This window comes from Mycoplana sp. 10N416, from assembly GCF_056394765.1.
This window is the reverse complement of record NZ_JBFTIM010000031.1, coordinates 1-17,473: the sequence shown is the minus strand read 5'-3', so window position 1 is coordinate 17,473 and position 17,473 is coordinate 1. Positions and strand designations below refer to the sequence as shown.

Sequence of the window (17,473 nt, the reverse complement as noted above, 5' to 3'; positions counted from 1 at the left end):
TACAAGACCGACGCCAAGGTGAAGGAACTGCTGCCCGACAACAAGCACCTGCACAACTGGCTGGACATGGCGCGCGAGCGCATCTCCTTCCAGGGCCTGCCGGCGCGCATCTGCTGGGTCGGCCTCGGCGACCGCCACCGCCTCGGCCTGGCCTTCAACGAGATGGTCAAGAACGGCGAACTGAAGGCGCCGGTCGTCATCGGCCGCGACCATCTGGACTCCGGTTCGGTCGCCTCGCCGAACCGTGAGACGGAAGCGATGAAGGACGGCTCGGACGCCGTTTCCGACTGGCCGCTCCTGAACGCGCTGCTCAACACCGCGTCGGGCGCGACCTGGGTGTCGCTGCACCACGGCGGCGGCGTCGGCATGGGCTTCTCGCAGCATTCCGGCGTCGTCATCTGCTGCGACGGCTCGGACGATGCGGCCCGCCGCATCGAGCGGGTGCTGTGGAACGACCCGGCCACCGGCGTCATGCGCCATGCCGATGCCGGCTACGACATCGCGCTGGACTGCGCCCGCGAAAAGGGCCTGCGCCTGCCGGGTATTCTCGGCAACTGAATCCTCTTTGGCCGCGGACGGTGACTGGCAGCGCGCGGCGAAAATGCTTAACAACTAAGCCAGCAAGGAGAACGGCATGAACTTTTCGAAAACCCTGAAAATGGCCCTGTTCGGCGCGGCCGCGCTGGGTCTGACCGGTCCGGCCATGGCCGACCAGCTGGCCGACATCAAGGCGGCCGGCAAGATCGTCACGGCGACCGACATGCACTACGCCCCCTTCGACATGCTGAACAACGGAACCTACGAGGGTGTGACCAAGGATCTGTTCGACGAGATCGCTAAGGAAATCGGCGTCGAGCCGGTCTATCAGGATATTCCCTGGACGGCCGAGCTGCCGGGCCTCGAGGTCAAGAAGTTCGACATCGTCATCGCGCCGGTGACGATCACGCCGGAGCGCCTCGAGCGCTACACCTTCACCCTGCCGATCGCCGATGCGACCGTCTCGCTGGTCAAGGCCGCCAGCAATAGCGAGATCACCAAGCCCGAGGACATCAAGGGCAAGACCGTCGGCGTCCAGCAGGGCACCGCGCAGTTCAAGCAGCTCGAAGCCTACGGCGAAAAGCTGGGCGGCGTGAGCGTCAAGGAATACGGCACCACCGACGAGGCCTATGCGGACCTCGCCGCCGGCCGTCTGGATGCGGTTGCCGGCTCGCTGCCGAACCTCACCTACCTGGTGAAGAACCGTGGCGAGACCTTCGCGCTGCTGACGCCCGCCCAGTTCGGCGAGCCGAAATATTTCGCCTGGGTACTGCGCAAGGAGGCCGACAGCGAAAGCTTCGCCAAGGCCATCAACGACGCCATGCTGAAGATGACCGACGACGGCCGCGTCAAGGCCATCCAGGAAAAGTGGCTGGGCACCTACACCGAACTTCCCCGCGAAGTCCCGACGAAGTAATGAAAACGCCGCGGGCGGGAACGATCCCGCCCGCGCGCATCGGCCAAGCGGAGTGGCGATGTTTTCGATTTCGATCTTTCTGGACAGCTTTTGGCCGCTCTTCTGGGCGGCACGCTATACGCTGTCAATCTCGATACTGGGCATCGGCCTCGGGCTGGTGATCGGTGCGTTGGTATGCGCCGCTGCCTTGTCGCACGTGACCTGGCTGCGCCGGTTTGCGGCATTGTGGGTGAGCTTCCTGCGCGGGGTTCCGCTGCTGGTCCAGCTGCTGCTGTTCTACTACTTGCTGCCGGTCATCGGCATCGACGTGCCGGCCATGGTCGCAGCCGTCGTGACGGTCGGCATCTGCGCCAGCGCCTACATTTCCGAAATCTGGCGCGGCGCGATCATGGCGCTCCCGAAGGGACAGGCCGAGGCCGCAACCGCTATCGGGATGGGGCCGCGCGACATCTGGGCCCGCGTGATCCTGCCGCAGGCGATCACGCTGTCGCTGCCGGCGCTGGTCAACGAATTGATCCTGCTGGTCAAGGCGTCCTCGCTGGTATCGGTCGTCGGCATCCTTGAGATTACACGCGCCAGCCAGGCGCAGGCGGCGACGACCTTCCGTCCGCTCGAAGTCTATCTGGCGGCGGCCTGCATCTACCTGCTCATCAATCTCTGCCTGGCCGCGTTGGGCCGTTATCTTGAACACCGGATGGCCGTGTAATGGAGTGGAGCATTCTGCAACAATACGGGCCGATGCTGCTGCGCGGCTTCGCGGTCACGATCCTGTGCTGGGCGCTGGGCACCATCTTCAGCATGGCGCTGGGCCTGGTCATCGCGCTGGTGCAGCGCTACGGGCCACGTCGGCTCGGCTGGTTGGTCCAGGCCTATATCGAGGTCATTCGGGGCACACCCTTTCTCGTGCAGCTTTTCGTGCTCTACTATGGCGGTCCGCTTGTCGGGCTGCGGCTGGATGCCGTGCCGGCGGGGCTTCTTGGCCTGACCCTCTATGGCAGCCCTTATTTCGCGGAAATCTTCCGCTCGGGCTTCAACGCCGTGCCGGTGGGCCAGATCGAGGCTGCCCGCGCGATCGGCATGTCCGAGCCGGCCATCGTGCGCCGCATCCTTCTGCCACTGGGTCTCGTCTCGGCGTTGCCGGCGCTGGTCAACTTCTCGATCATCCTGACCAAGGAGACGGTGATCCTGTCGATCATCACCGTGCCCGAGCTGATGTATCAGGTGCAGCGCATGTCCACTGAGACCTTCCGCTATCTCGAGGCGAACCTGGTGCTGGCGCTGTTCTTCTGGGCGCTGGTGGAAACAATCTCGCGCTTCGGCCGCCGGCTGGAAACGCGCATAACGAAACATCTTCTGATCGAAAGGACGTAAGATGCTTGCCGCCTCAGCCGTCGAGATCCGCAACGTCAACAAGTACTACGGTGGCTTCCACGCACTGAAAGACGTGGATCTGTCGATCCTGCCGGGCAAGGTAACCTGCCTGATCGGGCCGTCGGGCTCGGGCAAGTCCACGCTTCTGCGCTGCGTCAACTTCCTTGAGGAATATGATTCAGGCGAGATTCGCATCGACGGGCAACTGATCGGCTACGACGCTCCAGGCGGCCGCAAGATGGCGGGCCGCAAGCTGCGCGAGATGCGCCGGTCGATCGGGATGGTGTTCCAGCAGTTCAATCTCTGGCCGCATATGACCGCACTTCAGAACGTCGCCGAGGGGCTGATCCGCGTGCGCGGTTTGCCGAAATCCGACGCTGAGGCCCGCGCCGCAGAGGCACTGAAGAAGGTCGGCCTCGGCGACAAGATGGGCAACCATCCCTCGCGCCTGTCGGGCGGCCAGCAGCAGCGTGTCGCCATCGCCCGCGCCATCGCCATGGAGCCGCGCCTGATGCTGTTCGATGAGCCGACCTCGGCGCTCGACCCGGAACTGGTGGGCGAGGTGCTGAATGTCATGAAGACGCTCGCCTCCGAGGGCATGACCATGGTCGTCGTCACCCATGAGATGGGCTTTGCCGCCCATGTCGCCGATCGGGTGGCCTTCATGGAGAAGGGCGAACTGGTCGCAACGGACGTCCCGAGCCGGATCCTGCACCACCCCGAGGACCCGCGTATTCAGGCCTTCCTGCGGACCTATCACGAGCGCAACAGCTTCTGAATATTGCTCCTTGGCCGGCATTCCGCCCGCTTAAGGTCAAGGTAGCTCCAGGTGCTCACGCATACATTACGGGTATCCGCCTTGGCGTCTTCGCGGGTCCCAATGTCCTTTCGTGCCGTCCTCTCGGTGGCATCGAATGCATCAAGCCACCGTCCTCGACAAAGGCAGCCGGATCGAGAAGCTGGTGCAGGCGTGATGTCAGGGTCAAAGTCTACAAGCACATACTGTTTCGCAACTTTGATTGATGGTTCGCGCAAGGGCAGCGTCTGCTGTTCCATACGACAGATTACGACGCAAAGCGGTGTAGCCGGGTGGGTTCAAGTTTGAATTGCGACTTGCGAGAGATAACAATGGCTTGTCTCACGCGAGGAACAGCGCATGACACGCACCTACTCCCAGATCGACATGGATGAACGCCGCAGGATCTCTCGCTGGCCGATGGCCGGCATCAGTATCGAAATCATCGCGGAAAAACTCGGCCTCCACCGCTCGACGATTTTTCGTGAGATCAAACGCAACACCTTCGTCGATCCGCAGATGCCGGATCTCAACGGCTACTATTGCGTCACGGCTCATGACATGGCGCGCCAACGCCGCGCCAAGCCGCGCGGATCAGGCATGGCTGGTCGCCGCAGCAAATCGCCGGCCGAATGCGACTGGAGCTCCTCCGGTCTCGGTCAGCCACGAGACAATCTATTAGTTCGGCTACTCGCCGGATGGTCAGGCGATCAAGCTGTAGCGGCATGGCCCTCTCGTAGGTCCACGTCCTTTGATCAGTGATGAAACAACGTGACGCCAGTCGGGAACATTTAACCCCACCCGCGACATTTTTGTAATGGAAGTGGACAAAATTGCAGATGCCAGCCAGCGGCCCGCCAAAACCGGTCTGGAAATACGGCATATTTCGTGTGTTTATTCGAAAGCCACATGACTTAAGTCAGGGCCATTGACAAATACCCATCAGGCCCCCTACCATCGGGTAAGCGTTGACCTTGAAGCTGAGAGCGGCATGCTTCTTGCCACAAGCAGCAAACAGGAGCGCCACCCAAACGAATGCGAGAAACGGCCGACTATCTTGAACGCAAACAGGGGGGTATTAATGCTATGAATCCGATTTCACGCCGATTTTTCCTTGGTGTTTCATCTGCAGCTCTGGCGGCAACGGCGGCCGGTTTCTCACCGGCGCTCGCTGCGGCACCCGCGGGCGAAGCTCCAATGTTGAAGGCGCTGGTTGACGCTGGCAAGCTGCCGCCATTGGCCGAGCGGTTGCCCGAAAACCCAATGGTCGTGACCCCGCTGACCGAAATCGGCAAGTATGGCGGCACTTGGCGAAGCGCTATTGTCGGCGGTGGTTCACTGTCGATGCTTTTCCGATACCAGGCCTATGAGCCATTGGTGCGCTACAACCCGGAATGGAGCGGCATCGTCCCGAACGTCGCTGAAGCCTATGAAGCTAATGAGGCTGGGACCGAGTTCACCTTCACTCTGCGAAAGGGCATGAAGTGGTCGGATGGCCATCCTTTTACCACTGAGGACGTCATGTTCTGGTATGAGGACGTATTCATGAATCCGGATATCGAAGTAACCAACCAGGATCACCTGATCATTGGCGACGACAAAGCCATTTTCAGCAAGATCGACGACCAGAGGTTCAAGGTCTCTTTCAAAAGCCCGAATGGCCTGTTTCTGCTATTGCTGGCTTGGGCCGACAGCGATCAGACCGCCCGTTTTCCCAAGCACTATCTCAGCCAATTTCTGCCCAAGTATAATCCTGATGCCGACAAGCTCGCAGCCGCCCAGGGAATGTCTGGCTGGGTGCAGTTGTTCCAGAAGAAGTCCGGCGCGGCGCTTGAAGACGACTTCTTCCTCAACAGCGAGATTCCGGTCGTCCACCCATGGAAGATGAAGGTTGCACCAGGCGAGAGCACGGAGAACGCGGTTGCTGAGCGAAATCCATTCTATTTCAAGGTCGACACGGCGGGCAACCAGCTGCCCTATCTCGACGCGATCAACTACGCGCTCGTCGCCGATGCCCAGGTGCTGCTCCTGAAGGCGCTTCAGGGCGATATCGATATGATAGATCAGTACATCGGCACGACGACCAATAAGTCGGTGCTGTACGATGGCCAGGCAAAGGGAGACTACAATTTCTACACGATGATCCCGACCGAACCGAACGACATGGTGATCTGCCTCAATATGACCCACCCTGATAAGGTCAAGGCAGAGCTCTATTCGAACAAGGACTTCCGGACGGGATTGTCTATGGCGATCGATCGCCAAGCGCTGATCGAATCCGTGTTCGTCGGCATCGGCGTCCCATCACACGCGGCGATCCGCAAGGGCGATCCGCTCTACAATGAGAGGCTGGCGACGCAGTTTACCGAGTTCGATCTTGCCAAGGCCAATGAGGCACTCGATAAGGTCGTGCCTAAGAAAGACAGCGAAGGCTATCGCCTTGATGCGTCCGGTCGTCGCGTGACGATCGTGTTCGAGACCGACCAGAATCGCCAAGCGATCGTCGACATGCTTCAGCTCGCCATGCCGATGCTGAAGGCGGCCGGCATTGACGGCCAGTTGCGCCTGATGGATCGCTCGCTGTGGGAAGTCCGCATCCGCCAGAACATGGACTATGACGCTACCACGAACCGCTTCGGCGGCGGCGGTGGCCTCGCTGCCCTCCTCGATCCGCGCTATTTCGTGCCATTCAGCGACAACGCCTTCTACGCTCCGGGCTGGCAGATTTGGTACGGCGACAAGAATGCGGCCAATGCGGTCGAGCCACCACAGCAGGTGCAGGACGCGCTGAAGCTCTATGACGCGATGAAGAGCACGGTCGACGATGCCGAGCGAGTGGAGCTTTTCAAACAGATACTCGAAATCGCAGCAGACCAGTTCTATTCGATCGGCATCAAGACTCCCAACGAGGGGTTTGGAATCCGCAAGAACAACATGCGGAACATCCCGGACAAGATTCTAAACTCCTTCGGCTACCCCGCGCCCGCGCCGACCAATCCGGAGCAGTATTTCAAGGCATAATCGCAAGCAGGCTGCCATTCGCATCAAACGGCTGGCAGCCTCCTCACCGCGACCCTGCCCGCATGGGAGAGGCATGTCCACGATGCCGAGAACAGGTCCGCAACTTCCGGCAGTAGCTCAATTCTTTGATCTGGAACCGCAGATGAACGAGACATTCAGGGCAACGGGCGGCTTGCGCTCGTCCACATGGTACGAGACGGCGACGCGCTGGACGCAACTGACACTGGTCGAGGATGACCCGCAGACCTACGATCTCGAATTCTGGCTCAGGATTTTCGACGAGACCCAATCCAATTCTGCCTGCCTCTCCGCCGGAGGCTATGTCGCTTACTATCCCAGCAAGATTCCGCTGCATCACGTCAGTCGTTTCATCGGCGGCCGCGATCCCTTTGGAGAGTTGGTGGCGGGCGCCAGGGCGCGGAACATGCATGTCGTGGCCCGCGTCGATCCGCATGCGGTACATGCCGATGTGGCGGCAGCGCATCCGGAATGGATTTCGGTTACCGCCGAGGGCGCGCTCCGGAAACACTGGTCATTTCCCGGCGCCTATATCACCTGCGCCTGGGGTGACTACAATCGCGGCTTCATGAGCGACGTGATCCGGGAGGTCGCGGCGAATTACGATATAGATGCGGTGTTCGCCAACCGCTGGGCCGGACATGGCGTTTGCTACTGCGCCCATTGCAGCAGCGCTTTCAAAGCCAAGACTGGCTACGAATTGCCGCGTGAACGCGACCCGCACGATCCTGTTTGGCAGGCCTGGCTCGGCTGGTCGCGCCGGACGCTTACCGACCTTATCAACCACTGGAATGGCGTCGTCGCCAGCGAGCGGCCGCATGGGCGCTTCATCCCCAATATCGGCAATTCTTCGATGCTGGATTTCGACCTCGACGAGGTCGAAAGTTACTGTCCGATCCTGTTTGTCGACCATCAAGGACGAAGGGGCGTCATCCCGATCTGGTCGGCGGGGCGTGATGGCAAACGCATGCGTGGTGCTATGGGCGACCGACCGATTGGTCTGATTACCTCGACCTCAGTCGAGGAAAAATGGCGCTGGAAGGATTCCGTGCAATCGCCGGAAGAGATCCGGATGTGGATGATTGACGGGATGGCGCATGGATTGCGGCCCTGGTTCACCAAGTTCAACGGCAAGGTACCGGACAGCCGCTGGGTGGCGCCGATTGCCGAAAGCTTTCGGTTGCACGCCAAGCTCGAGAAGGATCTAGGCTCGCTGCGTCCAACGGCCGAAATCGCTATGCTCGATCCGAGCACGACACTGCGAAGCTGGCATCCCGACGATCGCGAGGACGCGGAGGGACACGAACTTGGCCTATATCATGCGTTGATCGAGGCGCGGCTTCCGTTCGACCTTCATTCCGACCTTGACCTCAGTGATGCGTCTCTTGACCGCTACAAACTTATCGTGGTCGCTAATGCGTGCTTCCTGTCGTTGGAGCAGTGCGAGAGCCTGACGCGTTACGTGCAGCGAGGCGGAAGCCTTGTCGCTAGCTTCGAGACCTCGCTCTATGACGAGTGGGGAACGCGACGGTCGGATTTCGGGCTGGCAGAACTGTTCGGGGCGAGCGTAGTCGGCGAGACCCTTGGCCCCCTTAAGAACACCTATATGGCGCTCAGCGGCGAGGAGCATGCACTGCAGCGGGGTTTTGGCGACGCGCAACGCATCATGGCAGGCACACGGCAGATCGCGGTACAACTCCATGATGGGGCTGGCGCAAAGGTTCCGTTCCGGTTCATCCCTGCGTTCCCGGATTTACCGATGGAAGAAATCTATCCGCGCGAGGCGGCCTCGGACCCGGCCGTCATCACGCGGCAGTTTGAGGGTGGCGGGCGGGTCGTGTATTTTCCCTGGAACCTCGGCGAGATATTTTGGGACGTGCTCAACCTCGACCATTCGATCCTGTTCAAGAACTCAGTGCGCTGGGCGCTCGGCAGGCAACCACGCGTCGAGATCGAAGGTCAGGGCGTGCTCGACATAGCTACGCTCGAGGGCGATGGGAAGCTTTGTCTTCACCTTGTCAACCTCACCAACCCGATGATGATGAAGGGACCGGTCCGGGAAATCATCGCGGTCGGCAGGCAGCTGGTTTCGGTAGCATTGGCGGACGGGGTGGGAGCCGCATCGGTGCGGCTCCTGGTTTCGGAAGCCGTGCCAACTACGCGCATTGAAGGCGGTCGACTCGAAATCGAGGTGCCGGGGATTGCTGCGAGCGAAGTCATTCTGATTGATTTTGGCAGCTGACCGAATGTTGAAATTTATCCTCAAACGGCTGCTTTACATGATCCCGACCCTGATCGGGATGTCGATGATCTCGTTCTTCATCATCCAGCTGCCACCGGGGGATTTTCTGACATCGTTGATATCGGCCATGGCCGATTCAGGGCAGGGACCGGACCCGGCGACGATTGCGAAGCTAACGGCTACTTATGGGCTCGATCAACCATTCATTGTCCAATACTGGAAATGGGTATCGGGCATTCTGTTGCGCGGCGATTTCGGCTGGTCCTTCGACTGGGGGCAGCCGGTGAGCAAGCTAATCTGGGAGCGGCTTGGCACCACGCTGCTGGTTTCGCTGCTCAGCCTGATCTTGATCTGGGCGATCGCGCTACCGATCGGCATCTATTCCGCGGTCCGCCGCTATTCGATCGGCGACCATCTGTTCACGCTGCTGGGTTTTGTGGGGCTCGCTATCCCGACGTTCATTATGGCGCTTGTCCTGATGTACGTCTCCTACCAGTATCTCGGCCAGAATGTCGGCGGGCTGTTTTCCGAAGAGTATCAGGGCGCGCCATGGAGCTGGGGCAAGTTTTGGGACCTCTGCCTACATCTCTGGATACCCGTAGTCGTCATCGCCACGAACAGCACTGCGGCGTTGATCCGGGTGATGCGGGCCAATCTGTCCGATGAGCTGAACAAGCCATATGTCGTGACGGCGCGCGCCAAGGGTCTTAGCGAGTTTACGCTTATCATGCGCTATCCTGTGCGGCTTGCGCTGAACCCCTTTATCTCGACGATCGGGTGGGTTCTGCCGGCACTGATCTCGGGTGTGACCATTACGGCGATTGTCCTCAACCTACCGATGGCCGGGCCGCTGCTGCTGCGTGCCCTTGTGAGCCAGGACATGTATCTCGCAGGTGCATTCATTCTTCTAATGAGCGTCCTCACGCTCGTCGGCATGCTGATCTCCGACGTCCTTCTTGCCGTACTCGACCCGCGGATACGACTGCAATGACCGCTCATCCCGATCACGAGGAACTGCAAATGCTGGGCGACGGTACACTTGTGGAATCCGTAGAATCCGAAACGCAGTTAGTCATGACTGCTGGCGTGAAGTCGGCCGTGGCTGGCCAATGGACGCTGCTGCTTTGGAGATTCCGGCGCCAAAGAGTGGCTATGGCGTCAATGATCGTCATCGTACTGGTCTACCTGGTCGCGATTTTTGCCGAGTTCCTTGCGCCGTATGGTCCCGACATGACTAGGCCGCAATACACCTACGCGCCGCCGCAGGGCATCAATATGTTCGTCGTCGACGCAAACGGTTCCTGGCAATTCAAGTTGCATGCGGCCGGCTACAAGATCACGGTGGACGAGGAGGCGATGCGGCGCACATTCGAAGTCGACCCGGAGAAGATCATCCCTCTTGGTTTTTTGGTCGCTGGCGAGACCTATCGACTCTGGGGCCTGTTCGAGACCAATGTGCATTTCCTTGGACCGACCGATCCGACCCAGACAGTGTATTTCCTGGGCAGCGACCGAATTGGGCGGGATCTTTTCAGTCGCCTGATCTACGGCACTCGCATTTCGCTTTCGATCGGACTGGTTGGCGTGGTCATCAGTCTTGTGCTGGGCGTCTTTCTCGGTGGCGTCTCCGGCTATTACGGCGGCGCAATCGACACTGTTATTCAGAGAGTCGTCGAAATCGTCAGCGCCATGCCAACCATACCGTTGTGGATGGGGCTGGCTGCAGCCATACCGCTCTCGTGGTCGCCGGCGCTGGTCTATTTCACCGTCACGGCTATCGTGTCCCTGCTTGGTTGGACGTCGTTGGCGCGCGAAGTGCGCGGACGATTCTTCGCGCTTCGGGAAGAGGATTTCGTCACTGCGGCACGCCTGGATGGCTCAAGTGAGATGCGGTTGATCTTTCGGCATATGTTGCCGTCGATCACCTCGCATTTGCTCGCGATGGTGACCCTTGCGATACCGGCGATGATCATCGCGGAAACCTCGCTCTCCTTCCTGGGTATAGGATTGAAGCCGCCTGTGGTGAGTTGGGGCGTGCTCTTGCAGGACGCTCAGAACATCCGCGCCATCGCCAATGCGCCTTGGCTGCTGATCTGGCCGGCTCTGGCGGTGATGGTTTCCGTTCTATCGTTCAACTTCCTCGGCGATGGCCTGCGTGATGCGGCGGACCCCTATGGCAACTGACTCCACACCTGTCACAAACGCTTCGATCCTCGATGTGCGCAACCTCACTGTCGAGTTCGCGGTACGCGCAGGCATTTTCACCGCCGTGCGCGATGTGAGTTTTACGCTGCAAAGGGGCAGGACGCTTTGCCTTGTCGGCGAAAGCGGTTCCGGCAAGAGCGTTACTGCACGCGCCATGATGCAATTGGTCGATGCGCCGGGCCGCATTGTTTCCGGTTGCATTCACCTCAATGGCGTTGCGGGCTCCGCCGATATCGCCAAGCTCAATCCACGCGGTGAAGCAATTCGCGCCATTCGCGGTCGCCGCATCGGCATGATCTTCCAGGAGCCGATGAGTTCGCTGTCGCCGGTCCACACCATCGGTGCGCAAATCGTAGAGGTACTGCAACTGCACCTCAAAATGGGGCGACAGGAAGCCAGGAACCGAACAATCGAGTTGCTAAGGCAGGTTGAAATTCCAGATCCGGAGCACAACATCGACCGCTACACGTTCGAGTTCTCCGGCGGCATGCGGCAACGAGCCATGATCGCAATGGCGCTTGCCTGCAATCCGGAAGTACTGATCGCGGATGAACCAACGACCGCGCTCGACGTTACGACGCAGGCCGAGGTGCTGGATCTGATCTCCCGCATGCAGCGGGAACTTGGCATGGCGACGTTGTTGATTACCCACGATATGGGCGTTGTCGCGGAGGTTGCCGACGACGTGGCCGTGATGCGTCGCGGACGGATCGCCGAGGCCGGGACAGTCGACGAAGTGTTCCACGGCGCGCAGCATCCCTACACCAAGCGGCTCCTGAGTTCGGTGCTCAAACTCGAGCGGACGTCGCAGCTGAAAACGGTGCCGACTGTCGGTACGTCTATCCCGATCCTTTCCGTGCGCAATCTTAGCAAGACGTACCAACCCCGTCAGGGACTGTTCCGCAGCCGAATGACGGGTGAAGTCAAGGCAGTCGACGATGTCAGCTTCGATCTGATGTCCGGAGAAAGCCTAGGCATCGTCGGAGAGAGCGGTTCTGGCAAGACGACGCTGGGGCGTTTGATACTCAGGGTGACGGAGCCCACCTCCGGCGCCGTGACCTATCAACCGAAGTCAGGCGAATGCATCGATGTTCGAGTCCTTGATAAGCGGGCCCTTCGTCGCGTGCACCAGGACATAAGGTTGATCTTTCAGGACCCGTTCGCCTCACTCAATCCGCGTATGACCGTGAAGCAGATCGTCGGGGACCCATTGGTGGTCAACAAGATAGCTTCCGGTGAAGCCATGGAAGCGCGGGTCGCGGAAATGCTGGCGATGGTGGGGCTCGATCCGCTGGCGATGGAACGCTATCCACATGCGTTCTCTGGCGGTCAGCGTCAGCGTGTCGGAATCGCGCGGGCGCTGGCCCTAAACCCGCGCATCGTGATCGCTGACGAAGCTACCTCGGCTCTGGACGTGTCGATCCGAAGCCAGATACTCGACCTGCTACTCGAATTGCAGCAGAGGCTTGGGCTAAGCTTCCTGTTCATCAGCCACGACATCGGCGTCGTGCGCTATTTTTGCGACCGGGTGGCCGTCATGCGCCGCGGCCAGATCGTCGAGATTGGCACTGCGGAGACAATATGCACGACGCCCTCGCATCCTTACACCCAGGCATTGATTTCAGCTGTTCCGCATCCTGATCCTCGACATAAGCGGATGAGTGCTCGGATACGCTTCGACGCCCCACACAACTGACGAAAGGATTTGGACGATGGCGAAAGCAGCATTTCTTGGCCTCGGCGTGATGGGTTATCCCATGGCGAGGCATCTCCGCGCCAATGGACATGAGGTGACCGTCTATAATCGGACCACGACCAAGGCGGAAAAATGGGTGGCAGAACATGGTGGCAAGTTCGCCATGACCCCCGCGGAAGCTGCTGCGGGCCAGGATGTGGTGTTCGCCTGTGTCGGCAACGACAATGATCTCCGCGCGGTTACTCTGGGCGAACAGGGGGCGTTCAAGAGCGTTCGAAAGGGGGCGATCTTTGTCGACCACACCACGGCCTCGGCGGAGATAGCGCGCGAACTTGCCGCCGCCGCCAAAGCTGCGGATTTTGGGTTTCTTGACGCGCCGGTCTCCGGCGGGCAGGCGGGCGCCGAAAATGGCCAACTCACGGTCATGGTTGGTGGCGAGCAGGCGGTCTTCGATGCTGCGCAGCCTGTGATCATGAGCTTCGCCAAAGCGGCCCGACTGCTTGGTCCATCCGGAGCGGGTCAATTGGCGAAGATGATGAACCAGATCTGCATTGCGGGTGTGGTACAGGGACTGGCGGAGGCCGTGCATTTCGGTAAGAAGGCTGGCATGGATATCGAAGCCGTCATCGAAGTGATCTCGAAAGGCGCGGCGCAGTCGTGGCAGATGGAGAACCGTTACAAGACCATGAATGCTGGCAAGTTCGATTTTGGATTTGCGGTCGACTGGATGCGCAAGGATCTCGCCATTGTGCTGGAGGAAGCTCGTGCAAATGGTTCGAGGCTGCCTTTGACTGCGCTCGTCGATCAATTGTACGCCGAGGTTCAGGCGATGGGCGGGAGTCGCTGGGATACGTCGAGCCTGCTGGCCCGCCTGGAGCGCTAGCTCCGTCAGTTGCCGGTACGGAAGATGATGGCTGATTTCAACTCATGACAAAAACACAGATCCCACCTGTAGCAAGGCAGCTTTCTGTCCGTTCGATCATGGAAGCGATCATGCGCGAGGGCGCGACCTCGCGCGCGAACATGGCCAAGCTCACCGGTCTGTCCCGGCAGACGACCACGCAAGTCGTTCTGGAGCTGGAGCGCGAAGGTTGGTTGCAGGTGTGCGGCAAGATACAGGGGCCGGTGGGCCGCAGCGCGCCGACCTATGAAATCAATCCGAATGCCGCCTTCGTGCTTGGCATTCGCCTCGGCGGCACACGTGTACAGATGGCGCTCGCCAATCTCGGCGGCCATGTGGTTGCCGAGGTTGCCGAGGCGACGGATGGCCGTGGCGGGCATCAGGTGGTGCTTCAAGTCGGCCGACTGTTCCGATCGCTTCTGACCTCCTCCAATATAGATCGGTCGCGGATCCGTCTTGGCGTGATGGGCAGCCCAGGTGTTGTCGATCCGAAGTCCGGCATCATCGAAATCGCATCGAGCATCCAGCATCTCAACGACATCAATGTGGTCGATGAGCTTCAACGTGAGCTGGAACTTGAACTCACGATCGACAACGGCGTGAATCTCGGAGCGCGGGGCGAGTACTGGCAGGGGGTAGCGCGGGGCGTTCGGCACTTTGCTTACATTGCATTGGGCACCGGTGTCGGCATGGGTATCATGGCGGACGGCCAATTGCTGCGCGGAGCGCGTGGCGCTGCCGGCGAAATAGCCTACCTGCCGCTTGGAGGCGACCCTTTCGATCCCGCCGGCTTCGAGAATGGGACTTTCGAGACTGCGGTCAGCAGTATAGCTATCATTCGGCGCTACAGGGGCTACGGCGGGGACAAAAGTGCCAGCGTGCCACAGATATTCGCTTCCCTCACCTCAGGCGACAAGGCTGCTGAGGCGGCAATCGAAGAAACGGCGAGGCTCCTGGTACTTGCCATCAGCGCCGTTCAGGCGGTGACGGACCCCGAAATGATCGTGCTTGGCGGCAGTATCGGCATGCGGGTCGAATTGGTCGAGCGAGTGCGTGCGCTTCTACCGCGATCGGTGCCGCGTCACGTGCCTGTGGAGGCCAGCGTCCTTGGCAATCGCGCGACGCTGGTCGGAGCCTTGGGGGAGGGGCTCGATCAGTTGCACGGGGACCTGTTTGGTGTCAGCTCCATTCGGAGCGAATTCTCGCTGATCGATCTCGCCGTTGACGTGCCAAGTGCTTGAGGGAAAAAGCCTGACACGACCTGGGATCATAGGCCGATGTCATCGCTCATTGTCATAGCTTCGGCCCGTTGGCCGCGCCATTTCGCACTGCCGTATTGTCTGCAATTGACCTCACCCCGGCTGTGCGGGGTGCAACTGCCTAGCATAACCTCGCCCGCCAACTTCCCGTCTGCCAACATGCCCGCGAAGCGATAAACGATAATCGTTGCCTCATACTCGGCCTCGAAAACAAGGTGAATTGTTGCTCCCCGAACTTCGCCCTTTACCGGTCCACTGAATGCCTCAGAGTCTTGGTAACCGGTAATTCCAGCTGTGCTCGACACCAGCGAGACGCGGTGGGTCCTCGAATGGGTGGCAAACTGCACCTCGAATTCCCAACTACCAGACAGGTCATTTGGCAATTGCGCTTCGTCACATTCGATGACGGGCTTCAACAAGGCTGTGGCTATGGCGGTTCCGACGATTTCACCCTCTCCAGCTTGAAGGTTGACCATTTCCAGCCTGATTTTCCCCGGCCCAGCCGAGACATCGTCCAGCATGATGCGTGGCTGGCCGTCGAGCAATCTGCGCCGAAGTTCCAGACCGTGCAGCGCCCCAGCCCAGGTCAGTTGCAGCAGCGGAGCGTCCTCACCTTCGTCAGGGGCGATCTGTTGCAGCGTTGCTCCCGGCACGGACGCGATCGCCGCCGCGATTGCCTCGAAGCTGCTTTGCCAGAGGTTGCGTTCCGCGGCCTCGTCACGGATGAACCAGGCTTCGAGTGCAGCGACCAGGCCAACGATCTCTTCCTTGCCAACCTTCATCGGCCTACCGAATGCACGGTGTGGCGGCGAATTTGCCCATGCGGCGTCAATCAGGTGCTTGCGGCCCAGTAGCAGGCCGCTCGTCTGCGGACCTCGCAGCAGTTTGCCGCCACTGTAAACGACAAGGTCAGCGCCACGCGCCAACCATGCGTCGGGTCGGCGGATCGGCAGCGAAGCCGCATCCACCAGCAGCGGTATCCTGTGGCGATGTCCGAACTCGACGAGTTGCTCCAACGACACCGTCGCTGTGCTATTGCGAGACGCCAAGAAGGCAATCATGGCGATCTTCGATGTGTCGATTGCCGCCAAGTCGGCAACGGATTCGATCTCGACGATTTCGGCCCGTGTCATGCGTATCGCCTGGTCGTAGGGAAACCTATGACCTTTAAGCATCATTACTTGCGATCGGCGTGGCAGTTCGTGCGGAAGGCGCAGCATTCTCACTGGATCATTGCCGGCCAGCGCGGCGGCGGTGGCGATGGCGATCGCTGCAGCGCTGCCTGCCGTAACTAGTCCGTCCTCGGCGCCTGTAAGTGTTGCTATGCGCAGCCTGGCACGTTCCATTAACTCGTCGATGTTGACGAACTGGCGCGATGCCGCCTCCATCGCTGCGCGAACCTGCGGCAGAATCAGGCTTCCGCCATATACCGAGCGCGTGCCGCAACAATTGATGAAAGGCTTTACGCCTAGCAGTCGATAAGGGTCTGTCATCATATGTCCGAAACATCTGAATAACTTGGGTGCACTGTCTCGCAGATCAGTCGAGAAATAAATAAGGACATTCCCATGACTGTTTGGTCAAGGCTCCCACATGGGGTGCGGAATCGCACAAATTTTGCAGCAGCTGCCGTGGCGGAGAGTTCGTCCACTGCGGAAAACTCGACGGTCCCGTCATTCATGAGTGCAAAGAGCTCGATCATCCGGTTTCTTGGGTCCTCAGGGGCCGACGGCTCCAACTCTACACTTTTGGTCCAGTACCGCGGGTCCATTCGCCTCGCTCCTCAGCAGGATCAATGGATCGGAACGAGGATATCGGCTTCTTCCGCCGCCGCCCTCCAGGGCAGTTGCACAAACAACCAGGGCACGGTGGAACGCGACACCATCCAACGTGGGCCAAAGCTCCATAAGGCATTCCGCGGCCTCGCGGGTGTTGTCGACCCGAAGAACCGCAAACTTCTCTTCAAACTCGATCTCCACGAGAACGGCTTTCGACCACTTCTGGGATCTCTTGTGCGGGCATGCGGCATCTCCTCTGCTGCGTAATCAGCTAACAGCGCAGCGAGTTCCCTGTGGGACAGGAGCCACAGAATGAACGACATGTCCCTCTGCGCGACGGGCACTGGCTTGGGGCCGCCTCTGCGGTGGTCCAGGTCGACTTCTTCAAATGCCGTCGCAACGACCTATCTTTCATTGGACTAGCCATGGCAGCATCGGAAGCGGCCAATGTCTCGTAGTGGATTCATCTGCAGCGCTTTTGCGACACTCGCATTCATCGGGACGTTTTGCAGTGTCGGCAACGCGCGCGCCGAGGACCTTCTAGGTGACGTGATCGACGGCATCGTTCAGGCGACTGCTCCAGCTCTCCAGAAAGCGATCATTAGATCAAGAGATGACGCCCTATCGGCTGGCGTCCAACCAATACCTCCGGCGATTCGGCAAAAACTGCAGGGTTTTGTAGACAGCAGTACCCTGGACATTGCCCGCTACCGAGTTGGGGGCGGTGGCGAGC

The 17,473-nt window shown here is 59.9% G+C and carries 13 protein-coding genes and 3 pseudogenes; 14 read left to right on the top strand and 2 right to left on the bottom strand.

Features of this window, described 5'->3' with window-relative positions:
- From AC1DDS_RS25355 to AC1DDS_RS25295, 13 genes and pseudogenes are all read left to right on the top strand, one after another.
- Positions 1-558: pseudogene (locus AC1DDS_RS25355) on the top strand (urocanate hydratase); the annotation flags it as partial.
- Positions 559-634: 76 nt separating this feature from the next.
- Positions 635-1,453 (top strand): transporter substrate-binding domain-containing protein, encoded by an 819-nt coding sequence (locus AC1DDS_RS25350; RefSeq protein ID WP_477481374.1) that lies wholly within the window; start codon positions 635-637, stop codon positions 1,451-1,453.
- 58 nt (positions 1,454-1,511) lie between these two features.
- On the top strand, positions 1,512-2,159 hold the full coding sequence (locus AC1DDS_RS25345) for an amino acid ABC transporter permease (RefSeq protein WP_310415688.1): 648 nt from the start codon (positions 1,512-1,514) through the stop codon (positions 2,157-2,159).
- Entirely contained in the window at positions 2,159-2,824 is a 666-nt protein-coding gene (locus AC1DDS_RS25340) for an amino acid ABC transporter permease (RefSeq protein ID WP_477481373.1), read from the top strand. Before AC1DDS_RS25345 ends, AC1DDS_RS25340 begins: the two co-directional genes overlap by 1 nt.
- A gap of 1 nt (position 2,825) precedes the next feature.
- Positions 2,826-3,602 carry an amino acid ABC transporter ATP-binding protein gene (locus tag AC1DDS_RS25335; RefSeq protein ID WP_477481372.1) on the top strand — a complete coding sequence of 259 codons (777 nt, stop codon included), beginning with the start codon at positions 2,826-2,828 and terminating at the stop codon, positions 3,600-3,602.
- A gap of 378 nt (positions 3,603-3,980) precedes the next feature.
- Positions 3,981-4,299, top strand: a pseudogene (locus AC1DDS_RS25330) (transposase); the annotation flags it as partial.
- 407 nt (positions 4,300-4,706) lie between these two features.
- A complete protein-coding gene (locus AC1DDS_RS25325) occupies positions 4,707-6,641 on the top strand; it encodes an ABC transporter substrate-binding protein (protein WP_477481371.1) in 1,935 nt (644 codons plus the stop codon).
- A gap of 142 nt (positions 6,642-6,783) precedes the next feature.
- Positions 6,784-8,901 carry an alpha-amylase family protein gene (locus AC1DDS_RS25320; protein ID WP_477481370.1) on the top strand — a complete coding sequence of 706 codons (2,118 nt, stop codon included), beginning with the start codon at positions 6,784-6,786 and terminating at the stop codon, positions 8,899-8,901.
- A 4-nt stretch (positions 8,902-8,905) separates the two neighbouring features.
- Positions 8,906-9,892, top strand: coding sequence for an ABC transporter permease (locus tag AC1DDS_RS25315; RefSeq protein ID WP_310418823.1), 987 nt, complete (start codon positions 8,906-8,908; stop codon positions 9,890-9,892).
- Between the two features lie 83 nt (positions 9,893-9,975).
- Positions 9,976-11,085, top strand: coding sequence for an ABC transporter permease (locus tag AC1DDS_RS25310; RefSeq protein ID WP_477481375.1), 1,110 nt, complete (start codon positions 9,976-9,978; stop codon positions 11,083-11,085).
- On the top strand, positions 11,075-12,802 hold the full coding sequence (locus AC1DDS_RS25305) for an ABC transporter ATP-binding protein (RefSeq protein WP_477481369.1): 1,728 nt from the start codon (positions 11,075-11,077) through the stop codon (positions 12,800-12,802). The genes AC1DDS_RS25310 and AC1DDS_RS25305 overlap by 11 nt, the downstream gene beginning before the upstream one ends.
- 16 nt (positions 12,803-12,818) lie before the next feature.
- Positions 12,819-13,685, top strand: coding sequence for an NAD(P)-dependent oxidoreductase (locus AC1DDS_RS25300; protein WP_477481368.1), 867 nt, complete (start codon positions 12,819-12,821; stop codon positions 13,683-13,685).
- A 44-nt stretch (positions 13,686-13,729) separates the two neighbouring features.
- The gene (locus AC1DDS_RS25295; protein ID WP_477481367.1) at positions 13,730-14,944 is read left to right on the top strand and encodes an ROK family transcriptional regulator; all 1,215 of its coding nucleotides are present in this window, start codon (positions 13,730-13,732) and stop codon (positions 14,942-14,944) included.
- Positions 14,945-14,970: 26 nt separating this feature from the next.
- Here AC1DDS_RS25295 and AC1DDS_RS25290 read toward each other — a convergent pair whose 3' ends face one another.
- Together AC1DDS_RS25290 and AC1DDS_RS25285 are read right to left on the bottom strand one after the other, a co-directional pair.
- A complete protein-coding gene (locus AC1DDS_RS25290; protein ID WP_477481366.1) occupies positions 14,971-16,455 on the bottom strand; it encodes an aminotransferase class V-fold PLP-dependent enzyme in 1,485 nt (494 codons plus the stop codon).
- Positions 16,456-16,680: 225 nt separating this feature from the next.
- Positions 16,681-16,941 carry a DUF982 domain-containing protein gene (locus tag AC1DDS_RS25285; protein ID WP_477481365.1) on the bottom strand — a complete coding sequence of 87 codons (261 nt, stop codon included), beginning with the start codon at positions 16,939-16,941 and terminating at the stop codon, positions 16,681-16,683.
- A gap of 246 nt (positions 16,942-17,187) precedes the next feature.
- Between AC1DDS_RS25285 and AC1DDS_RS25280 the strand changes: the two are divergent.
- Positions 17,188-17,473 (top strand): annotated as a pseudogene (locus AC1DDS_RS25280) (hypothetical protein); the annotation flags it as partial.

What these genes read in the sequence shown, in the direction of transcription:
- AC1DDS_RS25320 (WP_477481370.1), top strand. Translation starts at nt 6,784, where the DNA reads ATGAACGAGACATTCAGGGCAACGGGCGGCTTGCGCTCGTCCACATGG.
- AC1DDS_RS25290 (WP_477481366.1), bottom strand. Translation starts at nt 16,455, where the DNA reads ATGACAGACCCTTATCGACTGCTAGGCGTAAAGCCTTTCATCAATTGT.
- AC1DDS_RS25300 (WP_477481368.1), top strand. Translation starts at nt 12,819, where the DNA reads ATGGCGAAAGCAGCATTTCTTGGCCTCGGCGTGATGGGTTATCCCATG.
- AC1DDS_RS25315 (WP_310418823.1), top strand. Translation starts at nt 8,906, where the DNA reads ATGTTGAAATTTATCCTCAAACGGCTGCTTTACATGATCCCGACCCTG.
- AC1DDS_RS25340 (WP_477481373.1), top strand. Translation starts at nt 2,159, where the DNA reads ATGGAGTGGAGCATTCTGCAACAATACGGGCCGATGCTGCTGCGCGGC.
- AC1DDS_RS25305 (WP_477481369.1), top strand. Translation starts at nt 11,075, where the DNA reads ATGGCAACTGACTCCACACCTGTCACAAACGCTTCGATCCTCGATGTG.
- AC1DDS_RS25325 (WP_477481371.1), top strand. Translation starts at nt 4,707, where the DNA reads ATGAATCCGATTTCACGCCGATTTTTCCTTGGTGTTTCATCTGCAGCT.
- AC1DDS_RS25335 (WP_477481372.1), top strand. Translation starts at nt 2,826, where the DNA reads ATGCTTGCCGCCTCAGCCGTCGAGATCCGCAACGTCAACAAGTACTAC.
- AC1DDS_RS25345 (WP_310415688.1), top strand. Translation starts at nt 1,512, where the DNA reads ATGTTTTCGATTTCGATCTTTCTGGACAGCTTTTGGCCGCTCTTCTGG.
- AC1DDS_RS25295 (WP_477481367.1), top strand. Translation starts at nt 13,730, where the DNA reads ATGACAAAAACACAGATCCCACCTGTAGCAAGGCAGCTTTCTGTCCGT.
- AC1DDS_RS25310 (WP_477481375.1), top strand. Translation starts at nt 9,976, where the DNA reads ATGACTGCTGGCGTGAAGTCGGCCGTGGCTGGCCAATGGACGCTGCTG.
- AC1DDS_RS25350 (WP_477481374.1), top strand. Translation starts at nt 635, where the DNA reads ATGAACTTTTCGAAAACCCTGAAAATGGCCCTGTTCGGCGCGGCCGCG.